Origin of the sequence: Solwaraspora sp. WMMA2056 (assembly GCF_030345095.1) — a bacterium.
Taxonomy (GTDB): domain Bacteria; phylum Actinomycetota; class Actinomycetes; order Mycobacteriales; family Micromonosporaceae; genus Micromonospora_E.
Genome location: NZ_CP128360.1, coordinates 3,970,093 through 3,987,768 on the forward strand (window position 1 = coordinate 3,970,093; position 17,676 = coordinate 3,987,768).

The following is a 17,676-nucleotide window of genomic DNA, read 5'->3' on the forward strand; positions in this document are numbered from 1 at the left end:
CACCGACCGGCGGGTCGGCACGCCCGGTGCCCCGTCACCGACTGGTGGATGTCCGGTCCAGGATCCGGTCGAGCGCGTCGACCACGGCGTCGCTCGACGGCGTGGCGTCGACGCACCGCCAGGCGACGTGCCCGTCCGGCCGGATCAGGACCGCGCCCCGGGGGGAGAGTCCGTACCGATCGGCCCAGTCGGGGCCCGACAACGTCGTCGAGTCGTCCGAGGAGACCTCCACCGCGCTGATCCCGACAGCCGCCCGGCCGCTCGCCTCCTTGGCGCACTGTGCCCAGCCGCTGCCGGCCGGGGTCATCAGGGTGAACTCCGGACCGATCAGGTCGAGGGTGGACACCCGGGTGCCGGCCGTGGACAGCCACACGTGGGGTGCCCGGTGTCCCGGTCGTGCCGTCGGCACATAGGTCCGGTACGGGTCGTCCGGCGCCGGCGGGTCGGTGCCGTCCGGGATGACGGCGGACGAGTCGTACCGGTAACCCAGGACCATGCCTTCGGCGCGGCGCCGGTCGGCCTGCCGCTGCCCGGCCTCCTGCATGGCCAGCCGCCCTTCCATCATCTCCACCGTGATCAGGGCGTTGTTCAGGCTCTCGTCGACGGTCCATTCGGCGACCGGCCGGCGTTCGTCCGGGTAGCTGTCGAGCAGCCGCGCGCCGGCAGCGTCGTGCAACGCGGCGGCGAGTTTCCAGCCCAGGTTGTGCGCGTCCTGGATGCCGCAGTTCATCCCGAAGCCGCCCTGCGGGGTGGCGACGTGCGCGGCGTCGCCGGCGAGGAAGATCGGGCCACGGCGGAACTCGTCGGCCACGATCGCCTGCTGCAGCCAGGGCATCGTACCGATGATCTCGACCGGCAGGTCCGGGATGCCGACCGCCGCCCGGACCAGGCCCAGGCAGACCTCCTCGGTGAAATCCTCGGCTCGCTGACCCAGCTCGGGCTCGTACGCGGTCTGGATGATCCAGCGACGCACGTTGTCCACCGCCTCCACCGCGCAGCCCACCTCGCCGCGGACGAAGTAGAGCGCGCCGAGCCGGTCGTGCAGCAGTTGCCGCAGGTCGGCGTCGAACATGACGCTGAGCATGTGGCCCAGGGGCGGTGGACCGGCCACCCCGATCCCCAGCGCGGCCCGGATGCCGCTGCGTCCGCCGTCGGCGGCGATCGCGTAGCGGGCCCGGACCAGTCGTCGGCCGTCGGCGGAGTCGACCACGGCCTCGACGCCGTCGGTGACGGTCCGCAGCCGGGTCATGGTCGTGGCGAAGCGCACCTGCGCGGTGTCGTGCCCGGTGGCGAGGGCCCGCAGGATCACCTCGAGCCGGTCCTGCGAGCAGATGTAGGTGTAGGTCGGGCTCTGGGGTGCGTCGTCGTGGATCGGTGCGACGGCCCGCTGGAAGTCCGCCGCCGTCAGCGCGGAGCCGATCCCCAGCGCGAGGCTGTCCGCGCGGGGCAGCCCGGCCTGCTCCACCGCGTCCTGAATCCCCCAGGACCGGAATATCTCCATGGTGCGCGTCGAGACGAGTCGTGCCTTGGGAAAAATGGAGGTGCCGGCGTGCTTCTCGACGAGGAGAGACGTCACTCCATGGCGCGACAGTTCGATCGAGGCGGACAGGCCGACCGGTCCTCCGCCCACAATGAGAACCTCGACGTCGACCGTATTCATGGGCCGTATCCTCCCATGGGCCTGAAGGCTCGTCAATGCGACGAAATCGCGATGATATTGACGCAATAACTTCCGGGGATACCGTGTCCTGGGTACCTGGGTCGGTGTGCGATTCGTATTACCGGCGGGGGCGGGACCCCGGTCAGGGGTCGCGCGCCGTCGTCGGTCACGACAGAGCGGGGGACAGTCGACATGCTCTTCGCCGATGGCTCGGTCGCGTTGGTCACCGGCGGCTCGCGCGGCATCGGCCGGGCCGTGGCGCTGGATCTGGCCCGCGAGGGCGTCCACGTGGTGGTCAACTACTCGCGGTCCGAGAGCGACGCCAAGGAACTGGTGAGCCAGATCAGCCAGGAGGGCGGCAGCGCGGCGGCCCTGCACGCCGACGTGACCGACGAGGTCAGCGTCCGGGACATGTTCCGTGCGCTGCGGTCCGAGCACGGCCGGCTGGACGTCCTGGTGACCAGCGCGGGCATCACCCGGGACCGGCACCTGGTGGCGATGAGCCTGGGCCAGTTCCAGGAGACCATGGACGTGAACGTGCAGGGCACCTTCCTCAGCTGCCGCGAGGCGATGCGCATCATGCAGCACCAACGTCGCGGGGCGATCGTCACGCTCTCCTCGGCGAGCGGGCTCGACGGAGGGTTCCCCGGTCAGACCAACTACGTCGCGTCCAAGGGCGCGATCATCGCCTTCACCAAGGCGTTGGCGTACGAGGCCGCGCCGCACGGGGTGCGGGCCAACGTCGTCGCGCCCGGATTCGTGGCCACCGACATGACCCGGGTACTGCCGAGTCAGATCCGCAAGCAGTACGAGTCCCGGATCCGGTTGGGGCGGATGGCCCGGCCCGAGGAGATAGCCGGTCTGGTCACGTTTCTGGCCTCGGAAAAGGCATCGTACGTGACCGGCGAGGTTCTGGTGGCCAATGGCGGCGGTCTCGGCTGAGGCCACCGCGTACCTGAAGAACAGGGAGGCTATGGATGACTCTGGACGACATTCGGGCGCGTGCCGCAGCACGTCGCGAGGCGTGCGCACAGATAAAGAAAATGATCGTCACCCGCCTGGACATTCCGATCGACCCTGACTGGATCACCGACGACCAGCCGTTGTTCGGTCGCGGACTGGAACTGGACAGCCTCGACGTCCTCGAACTCTACGTGGCGATCGAAGCGGAGTTCGGGGTGGCGCTCTACGACAGCGATCTGGCGATCTTCGGATCGGTGTCCCGGCTGGCGGAGACGATCAATCCGGATCTGCTGCCCGCTGCCGGGTCATGAGGGTCCGCACCCGGCCGGCGTCCGGAAACGGGCACACCACGGCCGCGCCGGCGCTGAGCAACGACCAGATCCGGGCGTTGATCCCGCACCGCTGGCCGATGCTGCTGCTCGACCGGATCGACAGCATCGAACCGGGCACCCACGGCGTGGCGATCAAGAACGTCGCCGCGACCGAGTTGTGGTTCCAGGGTCACTTCCCGGAGGAAGCGGTCCTGCCCGGCGTCGTGGTGATCGAGGCGATGGCACAGCTCGCCGGTGCCGTCTTCGCACTCGCCGGGGCCGGCCGGATCAGCTATCTGACCGGTGTGCGGTCCATGCGGTTCCGGCGCCGGATCGTTCCCGGTGACCAGATCGTGCTCTCCGCCGAGCGGACCGCCGGCGCGGGGGGCATCAGCGAGTACCGCGTCGTCGCACGGGTCGACGACCAGGTCGCGGCGGAGGGGCTGATCACCATCACCGACCCCGCCGCAGGAAAACCAGCTGGAGAGGCTTGACATGAAATCCGCACTCACCGACGTCCACCCCGACGGCACGGTCTTCGGCGAGATCGCCGACGCCGAGGTGCCGATGCGCTACTCCACCATGGAGACCGAGTACGCGGCCATCCGGGACAGGGCCGCCGTCATCGACCTCAGCCCGGCGAGCCTCATCGAGGTACGCGGCGACGCGGCGGTGGACTTCATCCAGCGGATCCTCGCCCGCGACGTGGAGTACCTGACCGCCGAGCGGTGCATGAGCAGTCTGGTGCTCGCCGCCGACGGTCGGATCGTCGACCAGGTGGTGGTCTGGGGCCGTGAGGACGGGATGATCCTGGAAAGCTCGTGCGGTACGGGCACCAGCCTGCTGGCGTACCTCGAGGCGCAGGAGCACGCCGGGGTCGAGATCGTCGACCGGTCGCAGGACCTCGCGATCATCGCCTTCGAGGGCCCGTACTGCTGGGGGGTCATCGGCCGGCTGATCGACGGGGAGCTCGCGGCGTTGCCGTTGGAGTCGGTGGCCGACACCACCTGGAACGGCGTGGACGTCGTCTTCGGTCGCACCGGCAGCACCGGCGAGTACGGATACAAGATCATCGTGCCGCGTACCGAGGCCGCGACGCTGTGGGGCCTGGCCGTCGAGCACGCCACCCCGGCCGGGCTCGAAGCCCTGGAACTGGCCATGTTGGAGGTCCGTCAGCCGGTGCTGCGGCACGAGGACGGTCACCGGGCCAGCGTCCTCGAGCTCGGCGCCAACTGGCTCGTCGACTTCACCAAGGAGTCCTTCGTCGGCAAGGACGCGCTGCTGCGGGAGTTCGAGGGCGCGCCGACGGTGCGGACGGTCGGGTTCCGCTGTGGCAGCGCGCTGCCCGCCGCCGGCGCCAGCGTGTCGGCCGCCGGTGAGCAGATCGGGCACGTGGTCTACGCCACCCACAGCATCGGCATCGGCGAGACCCTCGGCCTGGCCCGGGTGTCACCCGAGTTCGCCGCGGCGGGCCTGCACCTCACCGTCGGCGACGCCGAGGCGGTCACCCTCAGCAGCCCGTACGTGACGCCCAAGAGCTGGAGCGTCCCGGTCCTCTGAGCCAGCCGGACCGGATCGCTTGTGAGGAGAGGACGCCATGGCGCTTCCCACTGTCGTCATCACCGGCCTCGGGGTCATCTGCGCGATCGGCCGCGACCCCGACGAGTTCTGGCTGCGGCTCGCGTCGGGCACCGGGGGCATCAGCCTGATCACCGACCCCGCCTTCGCCGCGTTCGAGGCACGCCACGCCGGCCAGGTGCCCGACGAGTGGATCACGTCGCAGTTGCTCGCCGACGAAGCGGGCCTGGACCGGACGGCGCAGTTGGCGATGGTCGCGGCGCGCCAGGCGTTGCGGCAGGCCGGTCTGGAACTGCCCAGGACCGGTCTACCTTTGTCGGCGGCCGGCCCGGACCGGTTCGGGATGGTGTTGGGCAAGTGCCAGGCCACGCCGGATCCGGCGAACAGGTACCAGCCGATGCACCGTACCGCTGATGTGGTGGCCGACCGGCTCGGCGCCCACGGCCCACGGATCCTGGTCTCCACCGCCTGCGCGGCCGGCGGCAACGCGGTCGGCCTCGCCCGCGACAAGATCATCACGGGCGAGGCGGACCTGGTGCTCGCCGGCGGCGTCGACCCGTTGCTCTTCGGCACCTACGCCGGCTTCGCCGGCCTGCACGCGCTGAGCCCGGGAGCCTGCGCGCCGTACAGCAGATCCGACGGCCTCAACCTCGGCGAAGGCGCGGCGTTCGTCCTGGTCGAACCGTTGGAGCGGGCACTGGCCAGGGGTGTCGAACCGCTGGCGGAGGTCGCCGGCTACGGGCTGTCCGCCGACGCCTACCACGCGACCGCCCCCGACCCCGCCGGTCGGGGCGGTGCCAGCGCGGTCCGGCGGGCGCTGGCCGACGCCGGGGTGAGCGTCGACGACGTCGACTACGTCAACGGTCACGGCACCGGTACGCCCGCCAACGACAGCATGGAAGCCAAGGTCATGCGGGTCGTCTTCGGTGACCGGGCCGCGCGCGTGCCCACCAGTAGCATCAAGTCGTTCCTCGGGCACACCCTCGGCGCCGCCGGCGCGGTGGAGACGGTCGCCAGCGTGCTGGCGCTGCGCCACGACACCGCCCCGCCGACCATCGGCTTCGACGACGAGGCGGCGGCCCGTGAAGGGCTCGACTTCGTCCCCAACACGGCCCGACCGATGCCGATCGACGTCGTCGTCTGCAACAACTACGCCTTCGGCGGCAACAACGCCTCGCTGGTGCTGACCACCCCCGGCCGGGCCCGCGCCGAGCAGCCCGGATACGACGCCGCCGCCCCGGTGGTGATCAGCGGACTCGGCCCGGTAACCGGCCTCGGTGTGGGCATCGACGAGCTCAGCGAGGCGATCAGCACCGGCCGCAGCGCCGTCGGGCAGCCGCCGGACCTGACCAGCCGCTCGTACGCCCCCCGCCCGGTCTGGCGGCACATGAACCACCTGTCCCGGATGGCCATCGCCGCGTCCCGGCTGGCCTGGGAGGACGCGGCGCTGAAACTGCCCCGTAGCGCGCTCAACGACGTCGGCGTGGTCTTCGCCACCGCCGCCGGATCCGTGGAGAGCACCGACGACTTCGACCAGAGCGTGGCCGTCGACCCGGGCCGGGCGTCGGCGCTGAGCTTCTCCAACGTCGTCCTCAACGCCACCGGCGGGGCGGTCTGCCAGGCACTGGGCCTGCGTGGACCGACCACCACCATCTGCAACGGCGGTGCCTCGGCGTCGATCGCGCTCGACTGCGCGGTCGAGATGATCCGGTCCGGCAAGGCCGAGGTGGTGCTGGTCGTGGCCGCCGACGAAACCGCCCGGCCGGTGCCCGAGGGCAGCACGGTCTCGCCGTACGACATCGCCGGTGACACCCCGGCGCCGGGCTCGGCGGCGGCCGCCCTGGTGGTCGAGTCCGCCGCGCACTGCGCGGCGCGCGGCGGCCGGCCCTACGCCACCGTCGTACGGACCCGGCACGCGACCGCCGCCGGTGGCACCGAACGCGACGGCGTACGCAACAGCCTGACGACCGTGACCGCCGAGCCCGGCATCGGACTGGTGCTGGGCGCGGCGACCGGCGGAGCGCACGACGCCACCGAGGCGGCCGCGCTGCTCGACGCCCTGCCCGGGGCGCTGCTGACCACGTCCGTCGGGCAGACCGGCGACTGTCAGGCCGCGACCGGCGCGCTGAACATCGCCCTCGGCGCCCTGGCTCTACGTGACCGCGTCGCCCCCGCCGTGACCGGTCTGCGGCGTCCGGTGGCCGGTACCGTCGAGTCCTATCTGACCAAACCGGACATGCTGCCGGCGCTGGACCGGACCCTGGTGCTCACCGCCGCGCCCGGCTCGGTACGCGGCGCCGTCCTGCTGGGGCCGGCATGAGCGCCGACCCCTTCGACCCTGTCGGGGCCGGCGTGAGCGCCGACCCCTTCGACCTGGCCGAGACCGACCGGTTGCTGACCACCACCCGGGCGGTACGGCGTCGCCTGGACCTGGACCGGCCGGTGCCACGGCACCTGGTGGAGGAGGCACTGGAGATCGCCGTCCAGGCACCGACCGCCAACAACCACCAGAACTGGCGCTGGCTGGTCATCACCGATCCCGACGTCAAGCACCGGATCTCCGAGATCATCGCGCTGTCCTGGCAGTTCCACCGCGACGAGTCGTGGACCCGGTCCGGGCGGCAACGCAACACCGCGCAGGCGCGGCGCAACAACTCCTCCGCCGCCGCGCTGCAGGAGATCCTGCCCCGCGTACCGGTGATGATCCTGCCCTGCGTGCTCGGCCGACCGCCGGACACCGCCGCGATCGAGGCCGAGTGGGCCCGGTTCCGGGCCGGCAAACCGGCCGGTGACCCGGCGCACGACGTGCAGCTCGGACCGATGCGGCACAGCATCTACTACGGCTCGATCTTCCCGGCGATCTGGTCGCTGCAGCTCGCCCTGCGCAGCCGCGGGCTGGGCAGCACCATCACCTGCATGCATCTGCCGTACGAGCGGCAGGTGGGCGAGCTGCTCGGCATCCCGTCCGGGGTCACCCAGATCTGCCTGCTGCCGGTGGCCTACACGGTCGGCACCGACTTCCGGCCCGCCAAGCGGCGCCCGGCCAAGGAGCGCACCTTCTGGGAGAGGTGGGGAGCGTGACGGACCACAGCGCGGACGTCGTCATCGTCGGCGGCGGCATCGCCGGTGCCGCCGCCGCCTGCGACCTGTCCGCCCACGGCATGTCGGTGATGCTGCTGGAGAAGCAGACCCAGTACCGGGACCTGGTACGCGGTGAATGGCTCGCCCCCTGGGGCATCGCCGAGGCGCAGTGGCTCGGCGTCGACGACGCCTTCGTGCTGGGCGGTGCCTGGGAGATCCGGGAGTGGGTGCAGTGGGACGAGGTGGTGCACCCGGACGAGGCGCAGGCCGTCGACATGTGCAGCTTCATGCCGGGCGTCGGCGGACCGTACTCCTTCCCGCACCACCGGGTCTGCGAACTGATGGCCGAACAGGCGGCGGGCAACGGCGCCCGGGTGGTGATGGGTGCGTCCCGGATCGCGGTCACCGCCGGCGCCGAACCGGTGGTCACCTACCGCGACGCCGACGGCGAGCACCGGATCACCACCCGGATGGTGCTGGGCGCGACGGGCCGGGCCTGCACGGTGGGCCGGCAGATCGGCGTCACGATGAGCAACGCCATCCACCACTGGGGAGCCGGCCTGATGGTCGACGGCCTCGACGACTGGCCGGCCGACGTCCAGGCGATGGGCACCGCCGGTGACGTGATGTTCATGGTCTTCCCGCAGGGTTACGGCCGGGCCCGGCTGTACCTCAACTTCGCCACCGGTCAGCAGACCCGCTACCGGGGGCCCGGCGGTGTCAAACGCTTCCTGGCCGCGTTCGCACTGGACTGCCTGCCCGACAAGGGCGCCGCCGTGGCCGCCGCCAGGGCCGACGGGCCGCTGGTCGCCTGGCCGTCGGTGTCGATCGTGCCGCAGCGCCCGCCGCTGGCGCAGGGCGTGGTGCTGATCGGCGACGAGGCCGGCAACGCCGACACGGTGCTCGGCACCGGACTGTCGTGCAGCCTGCGCGACGCCCGTACGGTCTGCGAACTGCTGCGCGGCACCGACGACTGGTCACCGGCGACGTTCGACCCGTACGTGGTCGAACGCGAAGCACGGATGAAGCGGCTGCACTTCGGCGCGAACGTGATGGCCAAGCTGCACGTCGAGTTCGGCGAGGCGGCGGTGCGCCGCCGCCGGCGGGCGCGGGAGCTGATGACCCGTAACGACGCCCTGCAGGTGACCGGGCTGCTGAACATGGTCCCGCCGGAGCAGGTGCCGGACTTCGGGTTCAGCGAGTTCTTCGTCGAACGGCTGCTGAGGGAGACAGTGTGATCAACAAGAAGGTGACGGTCAACGACGTCGAGATCGCCCTCGTCGACGAAGGCGCCGGCGACCCGGTCCTGCTGCTGCACGGCTTCCCCGACTCGTCCTACCTGTGGCGGCACCAGATCCCGGCCCTGGTCGACGCCGGATACCGGGTCGTCGCCCCGGACCTGCGTGGCTTCGGCGAGTCGAGCAAGCCGCAGGAGATCGAGGCGTACGAGATGCGTACCGTGCTCAACGATCTCGTCGGCGTCACCGCGCAGCTCGGCATCGGGCGCGCCCACGTCGTCGGCCACGACTGGGGCGCGGCGCTGGCCTGGATGTACGCCTTTCTCATGCCCCGGCGGGTCGACCACCTCGTGGTGCTCTCGGTCGGGCACCCCGGCGTGTTCGCCACGCCGAGCATCGAGCAGCGGCAGAAGTCGTGGTACATGCTCTACTACCAGTTCCCGGGGGTCACCGAGGAACTGCTGCGCCGCAACGGGTGGCGGCTGTTCAAACAGATCATGGGCCGGGAGGGCGACCACACCCGCTACCTGCGCGACCTGGCCCGCCCCGGTGCGCTCACCGCCGCGCTGAACTGGTACCGGGCCAACCGGTCCCCGGAAGCGGAGCTGCGCACGCAGACCAATTTCCCGCCGGTGCTCGCCCCGACGCTCGGCATCTGGTCCGACGGCGACAAGGCCATGGAGGAGGAGGGCATGGCCAACTCCGGCCGGTACGTCAAGGGACCGTGGCGCTACGAACGGATCGAAGGTGCCAGCCACTGGATCCCGCTCGACGCCCCGGACAAGACCAACGAGCTGATCCTCGGTTTCCTCGGCACCCACGAGGGCGCCGAACCGCAGCGGCGCCGCCGCCGGCTCTGAGGCGCTCAGTTCCGTCAGTTGGAGGAGTAGTGCTCGCGTACCTGTTTCCCGGGCAGGGGACCCTGCGGGTCGGCATGGGCGGCTGGTTGCGCCGCCACCCGGCGGCCGCATCCGTGCTCGACGAGGCCGACGCGGTGCTGCGGATGCCGATCAGCCAGCTCTGCGCGCGGGGGCCGATCGCCGACCTGGTGGCCACGGAGAACGCCCAGCCGGCGGTGACCGTCTGCAACCTGGCCGCGCTGGCGGTGCTGCGCGCCGAAGGCCACCGCCCGGGCATCGTCGCCGGGCACAGCGTCGGCGAACTCAGCGCCCTGTACGCCGCCGACGTACTGGATCTGGCCACGACGCTGCGGCTGGTGCGCGACCGGGCCCGGCTGATGGCCGCCGTCGATGGCACCGGCGCGATGGTCGCCGTGCTGGGCGCGCCGCTGCCGCAGGTCGAACAGGCGGTGGCTGCCGCCGGCACCGACACCGAACCGCTCGCCGTCGGCCTGGTCAACGCCGCCGACCATGTGGTGGTCTCCGGTGCCTTCCCCGCCATCGAGCGGTTTCGCCAACTCGTCGGCCCAGGCCGACGGATCGTGCCGCTGAAGGTCAGCAACGCGTTCCACTCGCCGCTGATGGCCGAAGCCCTCGACGAGTGGCGGCGGGTCGTACGCGAGCAGCCGATGCGCCCGCCGACCGTACCGGTGGTCCCCAACGTGACCGCGACCCCGACCACCGACGTCGAGGTCCTGCGGGAATCCCTGACCACCCAACTGGTCGCCCGGGTGCGCTGGGCGGAGACGATGCAGCGATTGCCGGCCGGTGCGACCTGCGTCGAGGTGGGCGACAGTCGGACGTTGACCGGGTTCGCCCGGGGCGCGGGTCTGCGCTGCCTGAGCCTGAGCGAGCCGGCCGGTCTCCGCCGCCTCGCGGTGGCGGTGACCGCGTGACGCGGTGGGGGTGCGGGGTGGTCCACTTCGGTGGGTTGTCCCGCCCACAGCAGCTGATCGACGGGATGGACCTGCACGGGGTCTACACCCGTGCGGAGCGGATCCGCTCCGGCGCCGGGCGCGGCCTGCGGCACTGGGCGGGGCGGCTCGCCGCCAAGCGGGCGGTCCTGGACCTGCTCGGTGTCGCCGCCGACGCCGCCGCGCTGGGTCGGGCCGAGGTGCTGCCCCGCCCGACGGCGCTCTGCGACCGGTCGGCCCGCTGCCAGCACGGCCACCCCCCGGCGGTACGGCTGCAGGGTGCGCTGGCCGACCGGGCCCGGCAGCGGGGGATCGGGCAGATCCGGCTCTCCGTGACCCACACCGCCGACACGGCCCTCGCAGTGGCGCTGATCGGGCCACGGCTCGCCGGCCACGACGCACCGGAGGAGCCATGACCACGAAGCTGGCGCAGATCGCCCGCGCCCATCTCGACGCCTGGCAGGCCGCCGACGCCGACGCCGTGGCCGGCACGGTCGACTCCTACCAGGACCCGGACACGGCCGGGGCGATCGGCGGGGACGACATCACCCGGCACGCCACCGAGTTTCTGCACCGGTTCCGCAACGCCCGGTTCGAGGTGCGCCACGCGGTCGCCGACGAGACGACCGTAGTCCTGGCCTGGACGATGTCCGCCGAGCACCGGGCGGCGTACCGTGGGGTGCCCGCGACCAACACGACGCTGTCGATCGACGGCGTGGACACTGTCGCCCGGCTCGGCGAGACGGTGCGGGTCACCCGACAGTTCGACCGGCTCGCGCTGCTGGAGGCGCTCGGCTACCAGAGCAGGTCGTTGCCGGCCGACGAGTCCGACCGGTACTTCGGGACCAGCTCACGCATCCGGTCCGGGCGTACCGCCCGACCCGGCGCCCTCGTCCTCACCTCGCTGCAGATCCGCGACGACGCCGAGAGTGCCGAAGTGGACCTGCTGGTCAGCCCGATCGTGACGGCGCTGCGGGCGGCACGTGGCTTCCTCGGCATGTCGACCTTCGACATCGGCGACCGCAAGTTCACCCTGTCCACCTTCGACACCCCGGAGGCGGTACGGGCGGTCCACGCCCGCCCGCACCAGCGGGCCGTCCGGCGGTTCTTTCAGGGCGGGCTGTGCCTGCGGTCGATGACCAGCGTCTGGCAGTCGACCTCCGTGCACGACTTCGCCCGCTGCCCGCGCTGCGCCGCCGTGGTGGCGGTGCACAAGGGACCAACCTGCGAGTGCGGCTGGTCCGCCCCCGACGATTCCCTCCTGTGATCGGAGCCAACGTGTCGTTCAGCTTCGACTACCAGCCCGGCGACGCCGCCCGACCCCCGGTGGTCTTCATGTCCGCGCTGTTCGCCGGCGGCTGGATCTGGGACCACCCGTACACGTCGCTAGCGCGTTCTGGATGGGGTGTGCTGCGGACCCGCGAGGCGATCTGCGCCCTGGACAGCAAGATCGCCGGCTCGATCGAACGGCTCGGCGAGGAGCTGCTGGCCGCCGCCGACGCGGCGGGCATCGGCGCGTTCGTGCTCTGCGCGAACTCGCTCGGCGGACTGGTCGCCATCGACATGTCCAGCCGCTACCCGGACCGGATCGCGGGGATCGTCGTCAGCGGGGCACCCGGCCTCACCCCGGACCCGGACGTCGGTCTGAACATGGACCGGCGGGCCAGCGTGCAGCTCGCCGGCGACGAGTTCCGCGAGCGGATGCTGGACGCGCTGTTCCACCGGGGCCGGCACTTCACCGAGGAGCAGATCGAGCAGACCGCGCAGCTGCTGCGCCGGCCCGCCGCGATGGTCAGCATGGCCCGCAGCCTGAAGGCCACCCGGCGCTTCGACGTCACCGCAGCCGTCGACCGGACGTCGTGCCCGGCGCTGTACGTGTGGGGCCGGTACGACCGGATGACCCCGATCGACCCGTGGCTGGCACTGCTGTCGGACCGGCCCGACACCGAGTTCGTGGTGGTCGAGGAGTGTGGGCACATCCCGATGGCGGAACGCCCCGACGAGTACACGTCGGTGTTGGAGGGTTTCCTGAGCCGGCGCGCCGGACTACCCGTATGACGGTCCTGCCGGCGCTGGTCGGGGTGGACATGGCCGAGGTCCCCCGGGTGGCCCGCGCGGTCGCCGACCTCGGCGGCACCTACCTGCGGCACCTGCTGACCCCGGCGGAACGCCGCGCCGCCGGGGTCGACGCGGTCGCCGTGACGGCCAGCGTGGCCATGAAGGAATCACTGATCAAAGCGGTCGGTGGTCGGCCGGTCGGCTTCCGGTGGCACGACTTCGACGGCCCGCTCGGCCAGCCCGACGAGGCGGCGAGCCCGGTCACGGACCTGCTCGAGGAGGCTGCGGACCCGGTCATGGACCTGCTCGACGAGGCCGCCGCGCGGTTGCGTGCCGCCGCCGACCTGCCGTTGGACCACCAGGTCGTGCACCGGGTACGCGGAGCGAGCCGCGCCGCCGCGCTGGCCCGGCTGACCACGCAGGGCGCGGCCACCACCCCGGCGACCACCCCGGTGGTCGGGGTCGCCCGGTGGGGCCGCCACGGTGACACGGTGGTCGCCCTGGCCATCCTGATTGTCGACAATGGAGGAGTACGGTGATGAACATGACCGACGAGGTGACCGTCGCCGCGGGAGAGTCGGTGCAGCAGGTGCTCGACGCCGCCGGGCCGGGAGCGACCATCCGGCTCGCCGAGGGCCACTACCCGGGCAACCTGTGGATCCGGCACAGCGGCGTCACCCTGCTCGGCGCGGGCGCCGACGCCACCGTCATCACCCCCGGCGAGGCCCGGCCGGTACAGCTGCCGCCGCTGCACGACGCGCCGCCGAACGTGGTCAGCGGCATCGGCATCCACGGCGACGGCGTACGGGACGTGCGCGTCGAAGGACTGACCGTCCGCGGCTTCACCGGTGCCGGAATCTACGTCCACTCCGCGTCCGACGTGCACATCGAGGACGTCCACGCCGTGGGCAACGCCGTCTGGGGCATCTACCTGCGGGAAAGCGGCGGGCTGCAGGTGCTGCGTTGCAAGGCCTCGGGCAGCCAGTACGCCGGCATCGGGATCAGTTTCTGCCCGGCCGCCCAGGCCCACATCGACCAGTGCGAGACGTACGCCAACGCCTTCGGCGTCTTTGTCGACAACTCCTCCTTCGTCAAAGTGCTGCGCAGCGCCAGCCACGGCAACGCCGCCGGCGTCCTGCTGCTCAACCAGACCTACGCCGGCGAACTGCCCGGCGGCGTCAGCGACTGCCTCGTCGCCGACAACGACATCTACGCCAACACCCTGGCCAGCGGCGGAAACCCCGAGGGCCTCGGCGCGGCCGGCCCGCCGATCTCCGGCGTCGGCCTGTCGATGATCGGCACCACCCGGGTCACCGCCGTCGGCAACCGGATCCGTGGCCACCACCCCGGCGGACCCTCGGTGATGGGCGCCGCCGTCGTGGTGGGATCGTCGAAGGAGTGGGGCGGCGCCGACCCGTTCGACAACTACCTGCTCTGGAACGAGGTGCTGGACAACGCCCCAGTGGACATCGCCGTCGCCGACGGCATCCCGTCCCAGCATCTGGCCAACAACACGGCGGCGTCGACCGCACCGGAGAAGATCGACGGGTGCACCGCTCCGGAAGCCCCGTGACCGCCACGATCGTCTGCGAAGGGCTGACCAAACGGTACGGCGAGCACCTCGCCGCCGACGACATCAGCTTCTTCATCGAGCCGGGCGAGGCGTACGGCCTGCTCGGCCCGAACGGGGCCGGCAAGACCACCACCATCTCGATGCTCGTCGGCCTGCTGAAGATGGACGCCGGCACGGTCCGCATCGGTGACCACGACCTGGCCACCGATCCGATCGCCGCCAAGTCGCTGGTCGGCTACGTACCGCAGGAGATCGCGCTCTATCCGGAGCTGACCGCACGGGAGAACCTGCGCTACTTCGGCCGCCTCTACGGCCTGCCCCGCCGCCCGCTGAACCGGCGCATGGACCAGGTTCTGGAGTTCGTCGGCCTCGCCGACCGCGCCGGCGACCGGGTCGAAACCTACTCCGGCGGCATGAAACGCCGGCTCAACATCGGGGTCGCCCTGCTGCACGAACCGAAGGTGCTGATCCTCGACGAGCCGACCGTCGGCGTCGACCCGCAGAGCCGCATCGCCATCCTCGACGGCGTCGAGCGGCTCGTCGCCGACGGTATGAGCCTGCTCTACACCTCGCACTACATGGAGGAGGTGGAACGGGTGTGCCGCCGGGTCGGCATCATCGACCACGGTCGGGTCGTCGCCGAAGGGACCCGCCGCGAACTGGTCTCCCGCGTCGGCGAATCCGACCGGATCGAACTCGTCCTCGACGGCGACGTCGACGCCGCGGCCGACAAGCTGCGTACCGTCGACGGGGTGACCGACGCCCTGGTCACCGGCGCGACCACCGTCCGGCTGCTCGCCACCGGCGGCCGGCACCTGCTGCCGGCGATCATCGCCGCTGTCGGCGACACCGCCACCGTCACCGGCGTGGAGGTGGCCGAACCCGACCTGGAAGCGGCGTTCCTGCACCTCACCGGAAACAAACTGCGGGACTGACGATGATCCGGGCCCTGCTGGTGATCGCCGGCCACGAACTACGTACCCGGCTGCGGGACGGCACCGCGATCCTGATCGCCTTCGTCGCGCCGGTCGCCCTCGCCTCGATGTTCGGCCTCGCCCTCGGCGGCGACGACCCGCCGCTGCGGGCCACCGTCGGCATCGTCGACCTCGACGGCGGCGAGTTCCCCGCCAGCGTACGACGCGAAGCCCTGGCGGCCGAGGAACTGCAAGGCATGCTGACCCTGCGGTCGTACGCCGAGGAAGCCGACGCCCGACGCGACCTCGACGACGGCGAGATCGGCGCGGCGATCGTCTTCCCCGCCGGGTTCAGCGACAGCGTCCGGGTCGGCGACGGCGGCGAGGTACGGGTGCTGCGTTCGCCCGAGGCACCACTGGCCGGGGTCGTCGCGGGCAGCATGGTCGACCGCATCTCCGCCCTGGTCGACGCCCGCACCCTGGCCGTGAAGGCATCGCTGGCGGCCGGCGTACCCGCCGACGAGGTGCAGCTGTTCGTCGAGGAGAACGGCGCCGACGGCCCGGCGTTGAGCCTCGCCGGCGACCCGGTCGCCGGCGGCACCGTCGACCTCGGCGTCTACTACGGCTCCGGCATGGCCGCGCTGTTCGTCTTCTTCGTCGTCGGCACCTGCGCGCGCAGTCTGCTCACCGACCGGCAACTCGGCACCCTCAGCCGTCTGCAGGCCGCGCCGATCCCGGCGTCGGCGATCGTCGTCGGCAAAGGTCTGGTCGGGTTCCTGCTCGCTTTGGCCAGCTTCTGCGCCACCTGGCTGTCATCGGTGCTGATCTTCGGCACCACCTGGGGCGACCCGGTCGGCGTCCTGGCCGTCGGTACCGCCCACGTGCTCGCCGCCACCGCCATCGTCATGCTGGTCGCCGCCGGAGCCCGCACCGACTCGCAGGCCGACGGCTTCGTCCTCGGCATCGCGTTCGTCTTCGCGCTGCTCGGCGGCAGCCTCGTGCCGCTCTACGACCTGCCGGAGCTGCTGCAGGGCCTGGCGATGATCACGCCCAACGGCTGGACCTCCACCGGGCTGGCCCGGCTGGCCGGCACCAGCGACGGTGTCACCGCCGTCGCGACCCCGGTCGCCGTCCTGGCCGGTATCGCGTCCGTCGCCGGGGCACTGGCCGTGCTCCGCTTCCGCAAAGGGCTCATCCGATGAGGTCAGGAGCCGTCAGGGTGCGGCCACGGGCGGTCCGGGCACTGGTCGTCGCCAACCTGCTGCGCCAGTCGCGGGACCGCGTCGGTCTGTTCTTCATGGTCGTCATGCCGTTCGTGACGATCGCCTTCGTCGGCCTGGCTCTCGGCGGCAGCGCCTCCGGTCAGGAGAAACTTCCCGTCGGCGTGGTCGCCCAGGACTCCGACCCGGTGGCCGCCGCCGTGCTGCGCGAGCTCACCGCCCGACCCGATCTGGAGGTACGGCGGGTCGCCGACGCCGCCCAGGTGCGCGCCGACGTACGGGAAGGTGCCCTCGCCGCCGGGCTGGTCGTCACCCCCGGCGAGTCCGAACTGGAGCTGGTGGTCACCCAGACCAACGGCAGCGGCATGGCCGCCCGTAGCGCGCTGGACGTCGCCGTCGGCAAGGTGTCGGCGGTACGCGAAGCGGTCCGCGCCGCCGAAGCCGCCGGCGCCAGCCCGCAGGAGGCCGAAGCGCTGGTCCGGGCCGCGCAGGAGGAGTCCGCCTCAGTGGCCGTACGGAGCACCGACGACGGCGAGGCCACACCGCGCGGTTTCGCCTACACCGCGCCGGCCAACGTCCTGCTGTTCACCTTCGTCAACTCGATGGCGGTCGCGGCCGCGCTGGTGGAGAGCCGCCGACTCGGCATGGTCCGGCGCAGCCTCGGCGCACCGGTACGCCGCTCGGCGATCCTGCTCGGCGAGGCACTGAGCCGGTTCATCGTGGCGATCACCCAGGCGATCCTGATCATCGTCGTGAGCGCGCTCATGTTCGGCGTCTCCTGGGGCGACCCGCTGGCCGTCGCCGTCGTCGTGAGCGCGTTCGCCCTGGTCGCCACCGGCGCCGCCATGCTGGTCGGCAGCCTCGCCAGGTCGGGCGCGCAGGCCCCGGCGATCGGCCCACCGGTCGGCATCTTCCTCGGCATGCTCGGCGGCTGCCTCTGGCCCCGGGAAGTCGCGGGGGAGACCCTCCACCTGATCGGCTACGTCACCCCGCACGCCTGGGCGTTGGACGCCCTGCTGGCGGTGTCGATCCCCGGTCGCGGCCTTGCCGACGTGACGACCGAGGTCGCCGTACTGCTCGCCATGGCGGTCGGGCTGCTCGGCGCCTCGCTGGCGGTGTTCCACCGCCGCGCCCTGTCCACGACCTGAGCGCGCCGTACCGGAACCGGACGGGCCGGTTGGAACGGCGCGCTCGAGTACGTCGTGCACAAGGCCGGGCCGGCGCTGCACACCCAACCGAGCTGTGACGCTACAGCGTACGCCGGTTA

At 71.8% G+C, this 17,676-nt stretch carries 18 protein-coding genes; 17 read left to right on the top strand and 1 reads right to left on the bottom strand.

What is annotated here, in order from left to right:
• Positions 1-34: 34 nt before the first annotated feature.
• The gene (locus O7608_RS18095; RefSeq protein ID WP_289205704.1) at positions 35-1,660 is read right to left on the bottom strand and encodes an FAD-dependent monooxygenase; all 1,626 of its coding nucleotides are present in this window, start codon (positions 1,658-1,660) and stop codon (positions 35-37) included.
• Between the two features lie 192 nt (positions 1,661-1,852).
• Here O7608_RS18095 and fabG point away from each other — a divergent pair, with 192 nt between their 5' ends.
• From fabG to O7608_RS18180, 17 genes are read left to right on the top strand one after another with little or no spacing between them, the layout of a single operon-like run.
• The gene (gene fabG / locus O7608_RS18100; RefSeq protein WP_289205705.1) at positions 1,853-2,602 is read left to right on the top strand and encodes a 3-oxoacyl-ACP reductase FabG; all 750 of its coding nucleotides are present in this window, start codon (positions 1,853-1,855) and stop codon (positions 2,600-2,602) included.
• A 35-nt stretch (positions 2,603-2,637) separates the two neighbouring features.
• Positions 2,638-2,934, top strand: coding sequence for an acyl carrier protein (locus O7608_RS18105; protein WP_289205706.1), 297 nt, complete (start codon positions 2,638-2,640; stop codon positions 2,932-2,934).
• Entirely contained in the window at positions 2,931-3,428 is a 498-nt protein-coding gene (gene fabZ / locus O7608_RS18110) for a 3-hydroxyacyl-ACP dehydratase FabZ (RefSeq protein ID WP_289205707.1), read from the top strand. Before O7608_RS18105 ends, fabZ begins: the two co-directional genes overlap by 4 nt.
• Before the next feature lies 1 nt (position 3,429).
• Complete coding sequence (locus O7608_RS18115; protein ID WP_289205708.1) at positions 3,430-4,494, top strand: glycine cleavage T C-terminal barrel domain-containing protein; 1,065 nt, start codon at positions 3,430-3,432, stop codon at positions 4,492-4,494.
• 37 nt (positions 4,495-4,531) lie between these two features.
• On the top strand, positions 4,532-6,832 hold the full coding sequence (locus tag O7608_RS18120; protein ID WP_289205709.1) for a beta-ketoacyl-[acyl-carrier-protein] synthase family protein: 2,301 nt from the start codon (positions 4,532-4,534) through the stop codon (positions 6,830-6,832).
• Entirely contained in the window at positions 6,829-7,593 is a 765-nt protein-coding gene (locus O7608_RS18125) for a nitroreductase family protein (RefSeq protein ID WP_289205710.1), read from the top strand. The genes O7608_RS18120 and O7608_RS18125 overlap by 4 nt, the downstream gene beginning before the upstream one ends.
• Positions 7,590-8,831: an NAD(P)/FAD-dependent oxidoreductase gene (locus O7608_RS18130; protein WP_289205711.1), complete on the top strand. Its 1,242-nt coding sequence runs from the start codon at positions 7,590-7,592 to the stop codon at positions 8,829-8,831. The genes O7608_RS18125 and O7608_RS18130 overlap by 4 nt, the downstream gene beginning before the upstream one ends.
• On the top strand, positions 8,828-9,691 hold the full coding sequence (locus tag O7608_RS18135; RefSeq protein ID WP_289205712.1) for an alpha/beta fold hydrolase: 864 nt from the start codon (positions 8,828-8,830) through the stop codon (positions 9,689-9,691). The genes O7608_RS18130 and O7608_RS18135 overlap by 4 nt, the downstream gene beginning before the upstream one ends.
• A 29-nt stretch (positions 9,692-9,720) precedes the next feature.
• A complete protein-coding gene (locus O7608_RS18140; RefSeq protein ID WP_289205713.1) occupies positions 9,721-10,626 on the top strand; it encodes an ACP S-malonyltransferase in 906 nt (301 codons plus the stop codon).
• Positions 10,623-11,060, top strand: coding sequence for a holo-ACP synthase (locus O7608_RS18145; protein ID WP_289205714.1), 438 nt, complete (start codon positions 10,623-10,625; stop codon positions 11,058-11,060). Before O7608_RS18140 ends, O7608_RS18145 begins: the two co-directional genes overlap by 4 nt.
• Entirely contained in the window at positions 11,057-11,911 is an 855-nt protein-coding gene (locus tag O7608_RS18150) for an ester cyclase (RefSeq protein WP_289205715.1), read from the top strand. Before O7608_RS18145 ends, O7608_RS18150 begins: the two co-directional genes overlap by 4 nt.
• The gene (locus tag O7608_RS18155) at positions 11,908-12,702 is read left to right on the top strand and encodes an alpha/beta fold hydrolase (protein ID WP_289205716.1); all 795 of its coding nucleotides are present in this window, start codon (positions 11,908-11,910) and stop codon (positions 12,700-12,702) included. The genes O7608_RS18150 and O7608_RS18155 overlap by 4 nt, the downstream gene beginning before the upstream one ends.
• Positions 12,699-13,241, top strand: a complete 543-nt coding sequence (locus tag O7608_RS18160; protein ID WP_289205717.1) for a holo-ACP synthase — start codon at positions 12,699-12,701, stop codon at positions 13,239-13,241. Before O7608_RS18155 ends, O7608_RS18160 begins: the two co-directional genes overlap by 4 nt.
• The gene (locus tag O7608_RS18165; protein ID WP_289205718.1) at positions 13,241-14,275 is read left to right on the top strand and encodes a right-handed parallel beta-helix repeat-containing protein; all 1,035 of its coding nucleotides are present in this window, start codon (positions 13,241-13,243) and stop codon (positions 14,273-14,275) included. Before O7608_RS18160 ends, O7608_RS18165 begins: the two co-directional genes overlap by 1 nt.
• A complete protein-coding gene (locus O7608_RS18170; RefSeq protein ID WP_289205719.1) occupies positions 14,272-15,210 on the top strand; it encodes an ABC transporter ATP-binding protein in 939 nt (312 codons plus the stop codon). Before O7608_RS18165 ends, O7608_RS18170 begins: the two co-directional genes overlap by 4 nt.
• Positions 15,211-15,212: 2 nt before the next feature.
• On the top strand, positions 15,213-16,391 hold the full coding sequence (locus O7608_RS18175) for an ABC transporter permease (protein WP_289205720.1): 1,179 nt from the start codon (positions 15,213-15,215) through the stop codon (positions 16,389-16,391).
• Positions 16,392-16,408: 17 nt separating this feature from the next.
• Complete coding sequence (locus tag O7608_RS18180; protein ID WP_289205721.1) at positions 16,409-17,557, top strand: ABC transporter permease; 1,149 nt, start codon at positions 16,409-16,411, stop codon at positions 17,555-17,557.
• Positions 17,558-17,676: the final 119 nt, after the last annotated feature.

What these genes read in the sequence shown, in the direction of transcription:
- O7608_RS18095 (WP_289205704.1), bottom strand. Translation starts at nt 1,660, where the DNA reads ATGAATACGGTCGACGTCGAGGTTCTCATTGTGGGCGGAGGACCGGTC.
- fabG (WP_289205705.1), top strand. Translation starts at nt 1,853, where the DNA reads ATGCTCTTCGCCGATGGCTCGGTCGCGTTGGTCACCGGCGGCTCGCGC.
- O7608_RS18105 (WP_289205706.1), top strand. Translation starts at nt 2,638, where the DNA reads ATGACTCTGGACGACATTCGGGCGCGTGCCGCAGCACGTCGCGAGGCG.
- fabZ (WP_289205707.1), top strand. Translation starts at nt 2,931, where the DNA reads ATGAGGGTCCGCACCCGGCCGGCGTCCGGAAACGGGCACACCACGGCC.
- O7608_RS18115 (WP_289205708.1), top strand. Translation starts at nt 3,430, where the DNA reads ATGAAATCCGCACTCACCGACGTCCACCCCGACGGCACGGTCTTCGGC.
- O7608_RS18120 (WP_289205709.1), top strand. Translation starts at nt 4,532, where the DNA reads ATGGCGCTTCCCACTGTCGTCATCACCGGCCTCGGGGTCATCTGCGCG.
- O7608_RS18125 (WP_289205710.1), top strand. Translation starts at nt 6,829, where the DNA reads ATGAGCGCCGACCCCTTCGACCCTGTCGGGGCCGGCGTGAGCGCCGAC.
- O7608_RS18150 (WP_289205715.1), top strand. Translation starts at nt 11,057, where the DNA reads ATGACCACGAAGCTGGCGCAGATCGCCCGCGCCCATCTCGACGCCTGG.
- O7608_RS18160 (WP_289205717.1), top strand. Translation starts at nt 12,699, where the DNA reads ATGACGGTCCTGCCGGCGCTGGTCGGGGTGGACATGGCCGAGGTCCCC.
- O7608_RS18165 (WP_289205718.1), top strand. Translation starts at nt 13,241, where the DNA reads ATGAACATGACCGACGAGGTGACCGTCGCCGCGGGAGAGTCGGTGCAG.
- O7608_RS18175 (WP_289205720.1), top strand. Translation starts at nt 15,213, where the DNA reads ATGATCCGGGCCCTGCTGGTGATCGCCGGCCACGAACTACGTACCCGG.